15 protein-coding genes are annotated in these 15,169 nt (G+C 39.2%); 10 read left to right on the top strand and 5 right to left on the bottom strand.

The window, feature by feature from the left end; all coding sequences use genetic code 11:
• Window positions 1-36 precede the first annotated feature (36 nt).
• Together serC and ACFX4X_RS18435 are read right to left on the bottom strand one after the other, a co-directional pair.
• Window positions 37-1,140, bottom strand: a complete 1,104-nt coding sequence (serC, locus tag ACFX4X_RS18440) for a 3-phosphoserine/phosphohydroxythreonine transaminase (RefSeq protein WP_089364648.1) — start codon at window positions 1,138-1,140, stop codon at window positions 37-39.
• Window positions 1,141-1,430: 290 nt separating this feature from the next.
• Window positions 1,431-1,853 (bottom strand): HIT family protein, encoded by a 423-nt coding sequence (locus ACFX4X_RS18435; protein ID WP_089364647.1) that lies wholly within the window; start codon window positions 1,851-1,853, stop codon window positions 1,431-1,433.
• Window positions 1,854-2,514: 661 nt separating this feature from the next.
• Here ACFX4X_RS18435 and ACFX4X_RS18430 point away from each other — a divergent pair.
• From ACFX4X_RS18430 to ACFX4X_RS18420, 3 genes are all read left to right on the top strand, one after another.
• The gene (locus tag ACFX4X_RS18430; RefSeq protein ID WP_061462026.1) at window positions 2,515-3,258 is read left to right on the top strand and encodes an ABC transporter ATP-binding protein; all 744 of its coding nucleotides are present in this window, start codon (window positions 2,515-2,517) and stop codon (window positions 3,256-3,258) included.
• A complete protein-coding gene (locus ACFX4X_RS18425) occupies window positions 3,251-4,459 on the top strand; it encodes an ABC transporter permease (protein ID WP_377385207.1) in 1,209 nt (402 codons plus the stop codon). Before ACFX4X_RS18430 ends, ACFX4X_RS18425 begins: the two co-directional genes overlap by 8 nt.
• A gap of 104 nt (window positions 4,460-4,563) precedes the next feature.
• Window positions 4,564-5,268: an EcsC family protein gene (locus ACFX4X_RS18420; RefSeq protein WP_377385205.1), complete on the top strand. Its 705-nt coding sequence runs from the start codon at window positions 4,564-4,566 to the stop codon at window positions 5,266-5,268.
• 26 nt (window positions 5,269-5,294) lie between these two features.
• Here the strand turns inward: ACFX4X_RS18420 and ACFX4X_RS18415 are convergent, their stop codons facing one another.
• Window positions 5,295-6,506 carry a M20 family metallopeptidase gene (locus ACFX4X_RS18415; RefSeq protein ID WP_284471499.1) on the bottom strand — a complete coding sequence of 404 codons (1,212 nt, stop codon included), beginning with the start codon at window positions 6,504-6,506 and terminating at the stop codon, window positions 5,295-5,297.
• A 93-nt stretch (window positions 6,507-6,599) separates the two neighbouring features.
• Here ACFX4X_RS18415 and ACFX4X_RS18410 point away from each other — a divergent pair, with 93 nt between their 5' ends.
• Window positions 6,600-7,235 (top strand): phosphatase PAP2 family protein, encoded by a 636-nt coding sequence (locus tag ACFX4X_RS18410; RefSeq protein WP_284471498.1) that lies wholly within the window; start codon window positions 6,600-6,602, stop codon window positions 7,233-7,235.
• A gap of 166 nt (window positions 7,236-7,401) precedes the next feature.
• Here ACFX4X_RS18410 and ACFX4X_RS18405 read toward each other — a convergent pair whose 3' ends face one another.
• On the bottom strand, window positions 7,402-7,917 hold the full coding sequence (locus tag ACFX4X_RS18405; protein WP_284471497.1) for an antibiotic biosynthesis monooxygenase family protein: 516 nt from the start codon (window positions 7,915-7,917) through the stop codon (window positions 7,402-7,404).
• A 271-nt stretch (window positions 7,918-8,188) separates the two neighbouring features.
• Between ACFX4X_RS18405 and hemE the strand changes: the two genes are divergently transcribed.
• From hemE to ACFX4X_RS18390, 3 genes are all read left to right on the top strand, one after another.
• Window positions 8,189-9,232, top strand: coding sequence for a uroporphyrinogen decarboxylase (gene hemE, locus ACFX4X_RS18400; protein ID WP_377385203.1), 1,044 nt, complete (start codon window positions 8,189-8,191; stop codon window positions 9,230-9,232).
• 78 nt (window positions 9,233-9,310) lie between these two features.
• Window positions 9,311-10,246 carry a ferrochelatase gene (gene hemH, locus ACFX4X_RS18395; protein WP_284471496.1) on the top strand — a complete coding sequence of 312 codons (936 nt, stop codon included), beginning with the start codon at window positions 9,311-9,313 and terminating at the stop codon, window positions 10,244-10,246.
• Between the two features lie 268 nt (window positions 10,247-10,514).
• On the top strand, window positions 10,515-11,090 hold the full coding sequence (locus tag ACFX4X_RS18390; RefSeq protein WP_317778478.1) for a TetR/AcrR family transcriptional regulator: 576 nt from the start codon (window positions 10,515-10,517) through the stop codon (window positions 11,088-11,090).
• Window positions 11,091-11,253: 163 nt separating this feature from the next.
• On the opposite strand, the gene yhfH is transcribed toward ACFX4X_RS18390, so the two are convergent.
• A complete protein-coding gene (yhfH, locus tag ACFX4X_RS18385; RefSeq protein ID WP_081108720.1) occupies window positions 11,254-11,382 on the bottom strand; it encodes a protein YhfH in 129 nt (42 codons plus the stop codon).
• Between the two features lie 169 nt (window positions 11,383-11,551).
• Between yhfH and ACFX4X_RS18380 the strand changes: the two genes are divergently transcribed.
• The 3 genes from ACFX4X_RS18380 to ACFX4X_RS18370 all read left to right on the top strand — a co-directional run bounded on the left by ACFX4X_RS18380 (window position 11,552) and on the right by ACFX4X_RS18370 (window position 15,021).
• Complete coding sequence (locus ACFX4X_RS18380) at window positions 11,552-12,286, top strand: MBL fold metallo-hydrolase (protein ID WP_377385200.1); 735 nt, start codon at window positions 11,552-11,554, stop codon at window positions 12,284-12,286.
• Between the two features lie 41 nt (window positions 12,287-12,327).
• Window positions 12,328-13,317 (top strand): lipoate--protein ligase, encoded by a 990-nt coding sequence (lplA, locus tag ACFX4X_RS18375; protein WP_284471493.1) that lies wholly within the window; start codon window positions 12,328-12,330, stop codon window positions 13,315-13,317.
• A gap of 159 nt (window positions 13,318-13,476) precedes the next feature.
• Window positions 13,477-15,021 (top strand): fatty acid--CoA ligase family protein, encoded by a 1,545-nt coding sequence (locus tag ACFX4X_RS18370; RefSeq protein WP_377385222.1) that lies wholly within the window; start codon window positions 13,477-13,479, stop codon window positions 15,019-15,021.
• Window positions 15,022-15,169 lie beyond the last annotated feature (148 nt).

Raw genomic sequence — 15,169 nt, 5'->3', positions numbered from 1 at the left:
TAAGACCTATTTTTTTAGAAGGTATATTTGTTTGAATTAAAGAGTTTGAGCTTCCTTAGCTTTATACGATTCCTGGAATTTCTTCATGAAATCCGCAAGCTCCTGACAATGGGATAAAGGGACAGCATTATAGATGGATGCTCTGCAGCCACCGATAGAACGGTGACCGTTCAGTCCTACGAATCCGGCTTGCTTCACTTCTTTAAGGAATTGAACTTCAGCTTCTTCAGACGGAAGCGTGAAGGTTACATTCATGAATGAACGGCTGTCTGATAGGGCATGGCCTTTATAAAAGCCATTACTGCCGTCGATGGCATCGTAAATGACTTTTGCTTTTTCTTCATTGATTTCAGCAATCTTTTCCACGCCACCCTGTTCTTTTGCCCAATCCAACACAAGGGACAATAAGTAAATTGCCAATGTCGGAGGAGTGTTATATAACGAATCATTTTTCGAATGGATAGAATAGTTCATCATGGATGGGATTTTTTCATTATCCGTTATTAAATCCTTACGGATGATAACGACTGTGATTCCCGAAGGACCTAAATTCTTTTGTGCACCTGCATATATGATTCCGAATTTACTAACATCAATTTTTTTGCTGAGAATATCACTTGACATATCAGCTACTAAAGGAATGTTTCCAGTTTCCGGGAATTCTTTCCATTGTGTTCCGTAAATCGTATTATTGCTTGTGATATGAAGATATGCAGCATCATCATTCAATTCGATGTCTGCAACTTTAGGGATGAATGTATATTTTTCATCTTTGGATGAAGCTACTACTGCCGTTTTACCAACCTTTTTTGCTTCTTTTAATGCTTTTTCCGACCAAGAACCAGTAAGGACATAATCTGCCCTTTTTCCATCATTCAAAATGTTCATGGGAATCATGGAAAATTGTAGACTTGCTCCTCCTTGCAGTAGAAGGACTTCATAATTTTCAGGAATTTCCATAAGGTCTTTTAATGATTGAATGGCATGGTTATGAATTTTTTCGAATTCCGAACTTCTATGGCTTAGTTCCATGACGGACATTCCGGAATCCTCAATATTCAGCCATTCGTTTTGGGCTCTTTGTAAAACTTCTAAGGGAAGGGCAGCTGGCCCAGCGTTAAAATTGCGTGCACGTTTCAAATTTTTTCCTCCTAATACGTCTATGTGTTAAAGTGTTTAAATCTATTTATATCCTACCAGAAAACTAATTTCAATAGGAGAAAAATTTAGAATTTTAGGTAGATAAAAAAAATGAAATAGGAAGTAATAGAAGAAGAGGAAAAAAATAGGTCCCTCACTTTAAGCGAGGACCTATTTAGGGTGTTTTTTGTCACGTATAACTGAGCTATTTTAGAGAAATCGTTGAACGTAAGTTGTAATATTCCAATAGTTAGGAGGTGGATAATAATCCTTTACAGGTAGCGTAAATTTCACTTAATATGCTGTGCGATGGAGTCAGCGATTTGTTTCAGGTCATCGGGTGTATAGTCGCGTGTATTCGTTTTCCAAACAGCCCCAAAGCCGTCACCTTCCCCATGCCGAGGAATTAAATGCATATGAAAATGGAAAACGGACTGTCCTGCGGCTTCCCCGTTATTATTTAAAAGATTCAGGCCTACAGGTTGGAATTCCTGTTTCATAGCACGGGCAATTTCAGGTACCACCTCAAAAAGATTCTTGGCAATTTCAGGTGTCAACTCATATAGATTTTCCTTATGTACTTTAGGTATTACCAGGGTATGGCCTTTTGTTACTTGACTGATATCTAGAAAGGCCAGTACATGTTCATTTTCGAAGACTTTGGTACTTGGTATTTCTCCATCGATTATTTTGCAGAAAATGCAATCACTCATTAAAAAACGCTCCTTTAGAAGTTAATGTATTTGGTTAATCGTACCATAGCATGAATCCTTGGGAAAAGGAAAAATCATAAAAACAGGATGCAACATTAAGTTGCACCCTGCTTGTTTGAAAAAGGGGGGGGGCTTCAAAATTCGCATTAGCATAAATTCTCTGCGACAAACACCTCATCTACATTTTAGTAAAATACGGTTATTATCTGATTAGAGATTTTCCATTCAAAGCAACCATCTCCTATATCTTTAAAGTTTCATCAACTTACAAAGCATAATTGATAATTATTGAATGATTTTTCTGCTTTTACGTGCAAGAGAACCATCTCCTTGCTCGAAACGATTTTTTTAAATGAAGCTTCTGGTTTAATTCAGTTTTACGTCTTTAACTGACACCTCATTTACAATATGATGTGAATCATTTGTAATAAAACATTTGGGTATTTCAGTGTAATACGTCTTTAACTGACACCTCATTTACAATATGATGTGAATCACACGTAATGACTAACCCCTTCTTCCTTATTTATGATGACCACCAAGCAGGAAAAATATAATTAGTTATTTATGGAAATTTTGTTCCGGGAACACTCGACTATATAAAAGCAGGATAATTTGATAAAATGGAAATAAGAACCTCTATATAGAAAGGATCGTTTATATGTCCTTATTGGAAATCAAGCAATTAGTTGGCGGTTACACGAAAACGCCCGTTCTAAAGGGAATTAGCTTTGACATTCAACCAAATGAGTTAGTAGGGTTAATCGGGCTCAACGGGGCTGGGAAAAGTACGACGATTAAACATATCATCGGACTCATGGAGCCGAAAGGCGGAAGTGTTTCGATTCATGGCAAAACACTTGCCCAGGACCCGGATACATATCGTAAGCAATTCACTTATGTTCCAGAAACTCCAATCTTGTATGATGAGCTTACACTTGAGGAGCATTTAAAGCTGACGGCCATGGCGCATGGTTTGGAGGAATCCACATATAAAGAAAGGATGGACGTTCTGTTAAAGGAATTTCATATGGAGAAAAGACTTAAATGGTTTCCGGCGCATTTTTCAAAAGGAATGAAGCAAAAGGTCATGATAATGTGCGCCTTTTTAGTACAGCCGTCTTTATATATCGTCGACGAACCCTTCGTAGGTCTTGATCCATTAGGCATTCAATCCCTGCTTGATTTGATGAGGAAAATGAAAGAGAGCGGAGCGGGAATTTTAATGTCAACACACATACTGGCTACAGCCGAGCGGTATTGTGATTCTTTCATCATCCTGCATAATGGGGAGATTCGGGCAAAAGGCAATCTTGAACAGCTTCGTGAACAATTTTCCATGCCGGGGGCAACTCTTGACGATTTATATGTTCAATTGACGAAAGAAGAAATCGGTCATGAATAGTCAAAATCTCTGGAAGGAAAGATATTTAGGCTATATAAATGAAACGCAAAAATATCTTCGTTACATTTTTAACGGCCATCTGGTTTTTGTCATGGTATTGGTTCTTGGTGGTTTAGCTTATTATTACAGCGATTGGGTGAAGACGTTAAAAAGTGATTTCCCGGCTGAAATGATCATGGCCTTTGTTTTATCGTTGATTATAACCAGAAGCCCGATAAATACTTTTTTGAAAGAACCTGATACGGTATTCTTACTTCCGCTTGAAACGAAGTTGAAAAGCTATTTCAAGAATTCTCTGGTATTAAGTTGGGTCATGCAGGGCTTTATCCTTCTGGTTGTCCTAATTGCATTTATTCCAATGTATACGAAGGTTACGGGTGCAGGAGGTACAGACTTTGGAATCATCCTGGTTGTATTGCTTATTTTGAAGTTTTTGAATTTAACCATGCGTTGGCAAGTATTGAAATATCAAGATACATCAGTGAGCAAGTGGGACTCCTTAATCCGCTTTTTACTTAATGGTGTGATGCTCTATTTCATCTGTTCAAGGGCAAATATACTGTTTGCACTTATAACCATTTTATTATTGTTAGGGCTTTACATGTATTACCGGAGCGCAACTAAAGATTTTGTGTTGAAGTGGGAGCGGCTGGTGGAACTGGAAAATAAGCGGATGAATTCTTTTTATCGAATAGCGAACATGTTTACTGATGTTCCCCATTTGAAAGGGAAGGTAGCAAGAAGGAAATGGATGGACTGGCTTTTATCATTCATTCCATATGGTGAAAAATCAACGTATACCTATCTTTACGCCCGTACTTTGTTGCGATCCAATGATTATGTGGGACTTTGTTTTCGTTTAACTATCATTGGCTCCGTTATTTTAAGTGTATTCACTAACATATGGGCACATTTAATTGTAACTTTTATGTTCCTGTTTATGACAGCCCTGCAATTGTTACCGGTTTGGAAGGCTCATGAATGGAAAGTGTGGGTCTCACTTTATCCATTGCCAGCAAAAATGAGAGAATCTGCAGTCATAAAGCTAATTTCCTTTTTCCTATTATTTGAGGACCTGGTCTTCTGCTTGGTCCTGCTAGTGAAAGGGGAATGGATGTCCGCCTTAGCCGCACTGGCAATGGGACTTGTATTCTTATTCGGTTTTAAAAATTATGCAACAAAGAAAATTAAAAACTTTTAATCAGAAGCTGATTTTTCATAAAATCAGCTTTTTCTTTTAAGAAATGAAAATTGAAACTAAAAGCCTCGTAGGGGGTATATACATATTTAATGGAGGTGTTATTGATGGATGAATATGGACAAAAGGCATTATCGGAACTAGTATCATGGAAAAAGAAAGTAGCCAAGAAATCCGGCAGGCTTGAGCGGATGTCCAAAAAGGCGCAAATCAAAATGAATAGTTATATTCCGGAACGAGTGCACAAAATGATTACTGATAGTATTAAAGGGATGATTGAGGCCGTATTATCAGGTTCGAAATATATGTCTAAAGAAAAAAATGTAGCGTTTCTATCCTTGCAGCAAAAAGAAGAATGGGTTGCGGAAACTGTAACGGCCTATCGGAAAACAGCCGTTATAGAAGGTGTGGGAACCGGAGCGGCAGGGCTTTTAATTGGATTGGCTGATTTCCCATTACTGCTTAGCATCAAGATGAAGTTATTATTCGAAATATCCCGTATATATGGTTTTGATCCAAATAAATATGAGGAACGCCTGTTCATACTCCATATCTTTCAGATGGCATTTTCGAGCGAGGGAAAAAAACTGGAAACATTACGGGTAATAGAAGAATGGGATTCAGGGAAATGGCCGGAAATAGACTGGCAAGAATTTCAGCAGGAATATCGCGATCACATCGATGTCATTAAAATGTTCCAGCTAGTCCCAGGGTTTGGGGCAGCTGTCGGTGCATATGCCAACCATCATTTGTTGGAACAACTTGGGGAGACGGCTGTCAATTGTTACCGAATCAGACTTCTAAAAGAGTAAGGGACGGGAAACCCGTCCCTTTATCATTACCGCAATAAAGATTCATTCACCTTTGGGGATGATTGTTCCTTATTATGATAGGTTACAGCAGCAGTGCCTAATATTTTGGCTGCAATGAGCATCGCTTTTTCATCGAAATCGAACAAAGGATGATGATGCGGGTATGTATGTTCATTCTTTGGCCTGGCTCCTGTAAAGAAGAATGTACCTTTCACATTTTGTAAATAATAAGAAAAATCTTCACCTGTCATATCCGGGTCAATTTCCTCTGTAACCAAAACTTCCTTGATGGACTCAGTGCTTTCAATCATGAATTTAGTTTCCTCATCGTGTGGGATGACAGCCGGATAGCCTTGAACGTATCGATATTCATAGGTGCAGTCCGCAGCTAGGCAGGTTCCTTTAACAATCCGCTCTATTTCTTCCCTTATAAATGAACGGACATCTTCCTTGAAAGTACGGACGGTCCCGATAATTTTTGCCTTATCTGCAATGACGTTAAAGGCATTATCGGCTACAAAGGAACCAACGGTAATGACTGCAGAATCTATTGGATTAAGGCGGCGGCTTACGATTTGCTGTAGGGCCATGACTAGCTGAGAGCCGACTACGATTGCATCGCGGGTTTTATGAGGCTGTGCTCCATGTCCACCCTGCCCTTGAATGATGATCTCAAATCGGTCAGCAGCAGCCATTAGAGGTCCATAAGCGTATTGGACTGTTCCAGTAGGGACCGTAGCCCATAAATGGGTGCCGAAAATTACATCCACTCCATCAAGGCAACCCGCATCAATCATCGGTTTGGCGCCCCCTGGAGCATATTCTTCAGCATGCTGGTGGATAAATATATATTGGCCTTCGAGCTCATCCTTCAGGGCATTCAGATTTTTTGCAAGAACCAGGAGAGTCGCTGTATGGCCATCATGTCCGCACGCATGCATGACCCCGGATACGGTTGATTTATAGGCAACTTCTTTTTCATCTTGAATCGGTAAGGCGTCGAAATCAGCGCGCATTGCTACCGTTTTACCAGGCTTACTGCCAGTAATCTTAGCAATAACACCATTACCGCCTACATTTTTCTGATGTTCGATTCCAAGTTTTTCATAATATTCAGCGATGAAGGCAGCCGTTTGGGTCTCTTGAAAAGAAAGCTCAGGATGTTGGTGAAGATAACGCCTGATTGAAACCATTTCTTCATAAGAACCATCTATAAGATCGTGTAATCGCTGTATCATTTTGCACCTCCCAATGATTGGTTTAATTGTAAATAGTATATCATATTCTGAATAATCCAAAGTGAATTAAATACCTTGAGGAGAGTTGTATGAATGATTAAATATTCTTGGATGGCTGTGGTTTTACTTTGCCTGTTGCTATTCTTTTTTTTGATGCATGAAGTCCAGAGTGAGAAAACGCTAGCGTTCGATACGTATATTGCAGAACTTTTTGCCGTGGGTGAGAATACTATTCCGTTCACTTTCTTCAAGTCTATTACCTATCTTGGTAAATCCAAGGTCATTGGAATTGTAAGCCTACTATGTGTCCTGTATTTATGGATAATAAAGAAGAATTATTTGCCCATGGCCGTCTTTTCTATCGGAATGGCTGGCGGCGATGTTTTAAACGAGTGGATAAAAAATCATACTCAAAGGGTGCGTCCTGAGAACCATTTGCTGGAGACAGGTGGCTACAGTTTTCCAAGTGGCCACGCAATGTTAGGACTTATTTTCTTCAGTATGGTTGCTTATTTCATTCTAAAAGAAGTTAAAGGTAACTCATTGAAATGGGTAATGGGAATCGGTTTCGTTTGTCTGGTTCTGCTAATCGGGATAAGCCGGATCGCCATGAACGTTCATTTTCCAACTGATATTTTGGCAGGTTATGCATTAGGAGCTGCATACAGTTTAACCTTGATTAATTTGTATAAGTTCGTAAGACGGAGGAGCATTTATAAAAAAACATGAGATCTTTGTATATATCTGTTACATTTCCCCGGAAATAAAGAAGGAATTTGTCGGATTGTTTATTGGCTTAATACATTCTTTTCATAATTTGGACGTCCAAAATAACGCTCTGAAACCGAAAAGTCCCATCCTTGAGAGGATGGGACTCTTATTGATCAGGAAAAGATTATTCTTGGGGATCCTTCACCAATGTATACTGCGTTACATAGGCTTCACCAGAAAACATCTTCTGACTGGAATTCGTAATAGTAGCTTTTGTGTCGCTGTTATGGGCCTCCTGATAGGAACTGGATTTCTGCCAGCTCATAAAGTCAGCTTGTTTCTCCCAAATCGTTAAGATTACATAAGTTTCAGAGTTGATTGGCCTCAGGATACGGAGGGCGACGAAACCTGGTTCATTTTCAATGAAACCGGCCCTTTTTTTAAAACGATGTTCGAATACCGGCCGTCCTTCTTCACTGACAGGGATATTGTTCATGACTACATATCCATGATCTTGAAGGTGTCCTTTCCCATCCACTACTTCATATTTACGTGGCGAGCTGAAGATCGTTTTACCTGATGTTTCATGCAAAAGGACTGTAGTGCCAGAATTCTGCATAAGTAATATTTTTTCATTCGGGTGCTTATCTTTTTTGATTTTCAAAAAATCGTAGGTGCCTGTAGTGATGAATACATTCATAAATTCCCCTCCAATTTCTATATAGTAACTGTATACCCATTTTACCCAATGAATAATGCTTTTACCATTTCCAATCAAACCAAAAGGCTTGGAAATCGGTGAGATTTTTATAAAAACGTCGATTTCCTGACAAATAAATATGTTGGCTATACTTCTATTATAGAAAAAGCTATAGTTTAAGGAGATTCGATTTGAAATTCAACATCCTTCTGATATTCTATGTAAGTAATGAATAAAAATAGAAACGTGATTGCTTGAAAGGTGGATATTAATGTCTAAGGAAATTACGAATGATACATTTTTAAAAGCTGCGAGAGGAGAGAAAACGGATCATGTGCCTGTTTGGTATATGCGCCAGGCTGGCCGTTCACAGCCGGAATACCGTAAATTGAAAGAGAAGTACTCCCTTTTTGAGATTACTCATCAGCCGGAATTATGCGCTTATGTGACTAGATTGCCAGTTGAGCAATATGATGTAGACGCTGCAATTTTATATAAAGATATTATGACACCGCTACCAGCCATTGGTGTGGATGTTGAGATACAGTCGGGAATCGGTCCAGTCATATCCAATCCGATCCAATCGTTGACAGATGTTGAAAAGTTAGGTGAATTGGACCCAGAGAAAGACATCCCATATGTGTTGGACACGATTAAAATGTTGACCACTGAACAATTGTCGGTACCTTTGATTGGTTTTTCCGGTGCACCATTCACCATTGCTTCATACATGATTGAAGGCGGACCTTCCAAAAACTACAATAAGACGAAAGCTTTCATGTATTCCGAGCCAGTGGCGTGGTTTGCTTTAATGGATAAGTTAGCCGATATGATCATCATCTATGTCAAGTCACAAATTAAAGCTGGCGTTAAAGCCATCCAAATCTTTGATTCATGGGTGGGTGCATTGAACGTTGAAGATTACCGCGTATTCATCAAGCCAATCATGAATCGTATTTTTTCTTCATTACGGGAAGAAAATGTACCGCTAATCATGTTCGGGGTCGGTGCGAGTCACTTGGCAATCGAGTGGAATGATCTTCCAATTGATGTGGTCGGGCTTGATTGGAGACTTCCAATTACAGAAGCAAGACAAATGGGAATACAGAAAACGGTTCAAGGTAACCTTGATCCTGCCCTGCTATTATCATCGTGGGATGTTATAGAAGATCGGACGAAAAGGATCCTGGATCAGGGCATGGAACAGGATGGCTACATCTTTAATCTTGGACATGGGGTCTTCCCTTCCGTAAACCCTGAAACACTGAAAAGGCTGACCGCCTTCATTCATGAATATTCATCAAAAATGAAGTAAGGTGAGCGAACCATTTGCTAAGAATCCTTAAATGGATGCACAATAAAAGAACGAAATCTTTAAAAGAGGTGTAATTTGATGTCAAGAAAAAAAATGGGCCTTCTAGTCATGGCTTATGGTACTCCGTACACTGAAGAGGATATTGAAAGATATTATACACATATTCGTCATGGGAGACGACCAAGCGATGAATTGATTGCTGATCTAAAAGGCAGATATGAAGCGATCGGTGGATTATCACCGCTTGCAAAAATAACTGCAGCACAAGCTGAAACCCTTGAAAAGCAATTGAATTCCGTTCAGGAAGAAATTGAATTCAAGGCATATTTAGGACTGAAACATATTGAACCTTTTGTTGAAGACGCAGTGAAACAAATGCATGATGATGGTATCAAAGAAGCGGTAAGTATTGTATTGGCACCGCACTTTTCAACATTCAGCGTGAAGTCTTATAATGGACGTGCTCAGGATGAAGCCGCTAAATTGGGTGACCTGACCATCACTTCTGTTGAAAGCTGGTATGATGAGCCGAAATTCATTCAATATTGGGTAGACCAATTAAAAGAAGTAATCGGGAAAATGACCTCGGAAGAGCGCGATAATTACGCTTTGATTGTGTCTGCGCATAGCCTCCCAGAAAAGATATTGCAATTAGGAGATCCATATCCAAATCAACTGAAAGAAACTGCAGACATGATTGCAAAAGGCGCAGGGGTTACCAATTACGCAGTTGGCTGGCAAAGCGCTGGACAAACACCTGAACCATGGTTAGGGCCGGATGTACAGGACTTAACCAGAGATCTTCATCAAGCAAAAGGTTATAAAGCTTTCATTTATATACCTGTTGGTTTTGTTGCTGAGCATCTTGAAGTCCTTTATGATAACGATTATGAATGTAAGGTTGTAACGGAAGATATTGGTGCAGGTTACTACCGGCCGGATATGCCCAATGTTAAACCTGAATTCATCGATGCATTGGCCACAATCATTTTAAACAGATTACAGGAAAAATGATTTGTTAATAAGGGATATGCAGTTCATCCATGATTGCGATGACCTTACATATTTTTTAAATGAAGTTGAAAGATAAGCTACATCTGGAAAAGCGTATCCTGGTGATGAAATTTTATAACCTGTTTTAGGAAAGTGGCTGTCCAGTAATGAGGATGGCCATTATTTCCCTAGAAAATTGAAAGTTTTATTGAAAAGACTGAAAATTTTTGGTATGATATTGTTGAACTTAATGACCGTTTTGTCCGTTTGGTCAGAAATGAGGTGGGAAATGTCTGTTGATCGTAAAAAATTAATTCTAGAAGCTGCGACCAAGTCGTTTTCACTTTTTGGATATAAGGCAACGACGATGGATCAAGTCGCTAAAATTGCCAATGTGGGGAAAGGTACAATTTATACCTTTTATAAAAATAAAGAAGAGCTGTTTAAAGAAATCGTTCAGCGGATGATAGAGGAAATGAAATATGAGGCGGAACAATCTTTGGATGAACAACTATCCTTTTTTGAAAATCTGCATCGGGCTGTTTATCGAATCCTGGAGTTCAGGCAGGAACATCAATTATCTTTAAAACTTCTTCAGGAAGAGCGGGAAATTGGTACTCCGGCCGTTCAGGAAATGATAAATGAAATGGAAGAAGCCATTGTATCTTACATTAAGGAAAAACTTAAAATTGCGATTGATAAGGGCTATATACAGCCTTGTGATCCAGAGATAACAGCTTTCCTGATGCTAAAGATGTACCTTGCCCTTATTTTTGATTGGGAAAGGAATCATGCCCCATTAGGAAAAGAGGAAATTGCTGAACTATTTAAAATATATTTATTCAAAGGATTATCCACTCCGTGATAATTCTATTTTTTTGGCTTAAAATGCAATGAATCGAAATAAAGAAGAGAAACCGATCATCGGTTTCTCTTCTTTATATTTGGGATGGTTTTCAGCTGCGAGACTGAATTTATATGAGATCATCCTGCTAATTGGGAAGCGGATGGTGAAACAAAACACTACACTACTCTCCAGAAAGGCAATGATCACAGTGGTTTCCATAACATTCGTGCTGTTCTTCGATTTTTTTTCCGCATTCCATGCATTGTTTCGGAGGCAGGTTTTTAAAGAACTCAATGCTACTTTGAATCATGAACATCATCTCCTGTATTTTTATTATTCGCTTTTCTATGATTACATTGTATTATAACAGAGTAGATGTGTCAATGTTTGTTTTATAACATAAGTGAAAAAGGTGAAATAAGGGTAAGAATAGTTTATATTAATGGGGAAGTCATTGAGTAAAAAAGGAGTGCCTAAGTATGAAAATCACCGTAATTGGCTGCTGGGGCGGATATCCAGCTAAAAATGAGGCAAGTTCCGGCTATTTGCTTGAATATGAAGATTTTCGCATTCTGCTTGATTGTGGCAGCGGTGTTCTATCACAGTTGCAAAATCATATGAAGCCGGAGGATCTTGGTGCAGTTGTATTATCTCACTACCATCCGGATCATATAGCGGATGTTGGTGTCCTGCAACACGCCGCGCTCATACAGCAGATATTGGGCAGCGAGAAAAGGTCCATTCCTATTTATGGCCATGATTTAGACGAAGCCGAATTTGGAAAGTTAACTTATAAAGACGTGACAAAGGGAATAGTCTACTCTGCTGATGAACCCTTAACAATAGGACCGTGTACATTCACGTTCATGAAAACGAAACATCCAGTACCATGTTTTGCTATGAGGATTGAAGCTGAAAATCATTCGATTGTTTACACAGGTGACAGTTCATATATGGATGAGCTTGCAGATTTCGCTAAAAACGCAAATGTTTTATTATGTGAAAGTAACTTTTACAGCGATATGGATGGTTCAAAGGCAGGGCATATGACGGCTAGAGAAGCTGGCATGCTAGCAGCCAAGGCCGACGTACAGCTTTTGCTGTTAACTCATCTCCCTCATTATGGGGATCTTAATCAACTTAAAAAAGAAGCATCCGAGGTATTCAAAAGGGAAATAGCTGTAGCTAAAACCAATCTCGAATTCCAACTATGAAATATTAATGGTATGAATGAAGTCTACAAGGAGGAACAACTGTGCTTTTTATTGATAATAATGGAATTACGGATCCAAGAATTAATCTGGCCATCGAAGAATATGCGCTTAAACATTTAAATATAGATGAGACCTATCTTCTATTCTATATTAATCGTCCTTCAATCATCATAGGAAGGAATCAAAATACGATTGAAGAAATCAATGCCGATTATGTAGATGGAAATGGCATTACCGTTGTTCGCCGCCTTTCAGGGGGTGGAGCGGTTTATCATGATTTAGGGAATCTCAATTTCAGTTTCATTACGAGAGATGATGGGGATAGCTTCCATAATTTTAAGAAATTCACCCAGCCTGTCGTGGAAACGCTCGAAAAACTAGGAATACAAGCTGAATTAAGCGGACGTAACGATATCCTGGCTGAAGGAAAGAAAATTTCCGGAAACGCGATGTTTTCAACGAAGGGCAGAATGTTCAGTCATGGGACATTGTTGTTTCAATCAGAAATGGATCACATTGTATCCGCTTTAAAAGTGAAAAAAGATAAAATCGAGTCTAAAGGGATTAAATCGATAAGAAGCCGCGTCGGTAATATCGCTGATTTTTTAAAAGAACCGATGTCTGTTGAAGAATTCCGCTCATTCCTACTGCAAAATATTTTTAAGGAAAGCGGTGAGGTCACTGAGTATGTTTTAACGGAGGCGGATTGGGAGAAAATTCACAAAATCTCGGAAGAAAGGTATCAAAACTGGGAGTGGAACTACGGAAAATCGCCTAAATTCAACTTACAAAACTCGCATAGATTCTCGGTGGGATCTGTTGATATCCGTCTTGAAGTTAACAGGGGAATCATTGAGCATTGTAAAATCTACGGTGACTTCTTCGGGGTCGGAGAGGTTGCGGATATTGAACAGAAGCTTACTGGATCACGCTATGAAAAGAAAGCTATCAGCAATGTACTAGATGAGATAGATGTTCGGCATTATTTTGGCAATGTAACGAAAGAAGAAATATTGGCCCTAATATATTAAGCCTGAAATGCCGTCCTGACTAAGTAGGACGGTTTTTGTGTCTAATTATGACAGTAATTGCTTGAATTTGGATAAAATTGTTGCTGTAATCATTTTCTTTTAATATAATAAAAATGAATGATTACTCATTCATTATATTTGCAGGGGGGAGGGAGAATGATGAATTTATCTGAACAGCTTCATCAAACTGCTTTAAGAAAGGCGGACAAGCCAGCTTTTTATTTTATGGATCAATCCACCTCATATGGGGAATTGGATAAAGCCGTTTCGAAGTTTGCAGACGAATTACATAGGCTGGGTGTTTCAAAAGGTGATAATGTTGCGCTGGTTTTAGGCAATTCTCCACATTTCATTATTTCGTTGTATGGAGTTTTACGTACAGGGGCGACCGTAATTCCCGTAAATCCAATCTACACACCTGACGAGATTGGATACATCCTGAATAACGGCGATGTAAAGGTCGTTGTGGCATTAGATAAGCTTTTACCCTTATTCGAGAAAATGAACTCGATCCTCTCAAGTGTAGATATGTATGTAATTTGTGAAACACAGCCGGAAAATGGGGAAACTAGCAAATTGAACATCTACCCAAAAATGAAATCGTTTACAAAAATGGTCGAGAAAGGGGATGAAGGCTATAAAGGACCAGAACTGGATCCTGAAGATACGGCAATCATACTCTATACTTCCGGGACAACGGGAAAACCAAAGGGGGCCATGCTCACACATACCAATATATTCTCCAATGCACATGATGTTGGTGAATATTTAAAAATCACGGAAAATGACCGTGTCATTACGACATTGCCAATGTTCCATGTTTTCAGTTTAACGGTAGTTGTAAATGCCCCATTATTGAGTGGAGGTACGCTTTTAATTGTCCCGCAATTCAGTCCAAAGGAAATATTCAGTCAAATCAAAAAATATAATGCAACCGTTTTCGCTGGAGTGCCTACGATGTATAATTTTCTTTTCCAATATCCAGATGTAAAAGAAGACGCTTTGAAGTCATTGCGGATATGCATATCAGGTGGATCCGCCATGCCAGTTTCACTGCTTGAATCATTCGAGCGGAAATTTAATGTCAGGGTTTCAGAAGGGTATGGCTTTTCAGAAGCATCTCCTGTTACCTGTTTCAATCCTTTGGATCGTCCAAGGAAGGCAGGATCCATCGGAACCTCCATCCTCAGAGTGGAAAACAAAGTCGTTAATGAGCTTGGGGAAGAAGTGCCGATCAATGGTGTAGGGGAATTGATTGTCAAAGGTCCGAATGTAATGAAGGGGTATTATAAAATGCCTGAAGAATCGGCGGCGGTCTTGAAAGATGGCTGGTTATATACAGGCGATTTAGCCAGGATGGATGATGAAGGGTATCTTTTCATTGTAGACCGTAAGAAGGAACTCATCATCGTCGGTGGCTATAATGTCTATCCACGTGAAGTGGAAGAGATTCTGTATGGCCATCCTGAAGTAGTTGAGGCAGCGGCTATAGGCGTGCCGGATCCCAATCAGGGAGAAATTGTTCACTGCTTCGTGGTAAAGAAAAACAGTGCATTGACCGAGGAAGAACTACTTGCCTATTGCATGGAACACTTGGCTAAATATAAGGTTCCGGCAAAAATTGAGTTTTTGGATGAATTGCCAAAAAACACAACCGGTAAAATTTTACGGCGTTCCTTAAAAACCCATGTAATACAAAACTGAATTTGGTTAATCAAAAGGATCATTGCCTATAACTTGCAATGGTCCTTTTTTTGTACAACCAATGTGCATCTCGCTGCATAAAATATATCGGGGTAGCTTAAAGCCTTGATTCTTGTTTCGAAAAGAGTTATGATTGTCATTAAAAATT

Origin of the sequence: Peribacillus sp. YIM B13481 (assembly GCF_042787985.1) — a bacterium.
Lineage (GTDB): Bacteria > Bacillota > Bacilli > Bacillales > DSM-1321 > Peribacillus > Peribacillus simplex_A.
The sequence above is the reverse complement of the archived record's forward strand: the minus strand, read 5'-3'. Positions and strand labels throughout refer to the sequence as shown.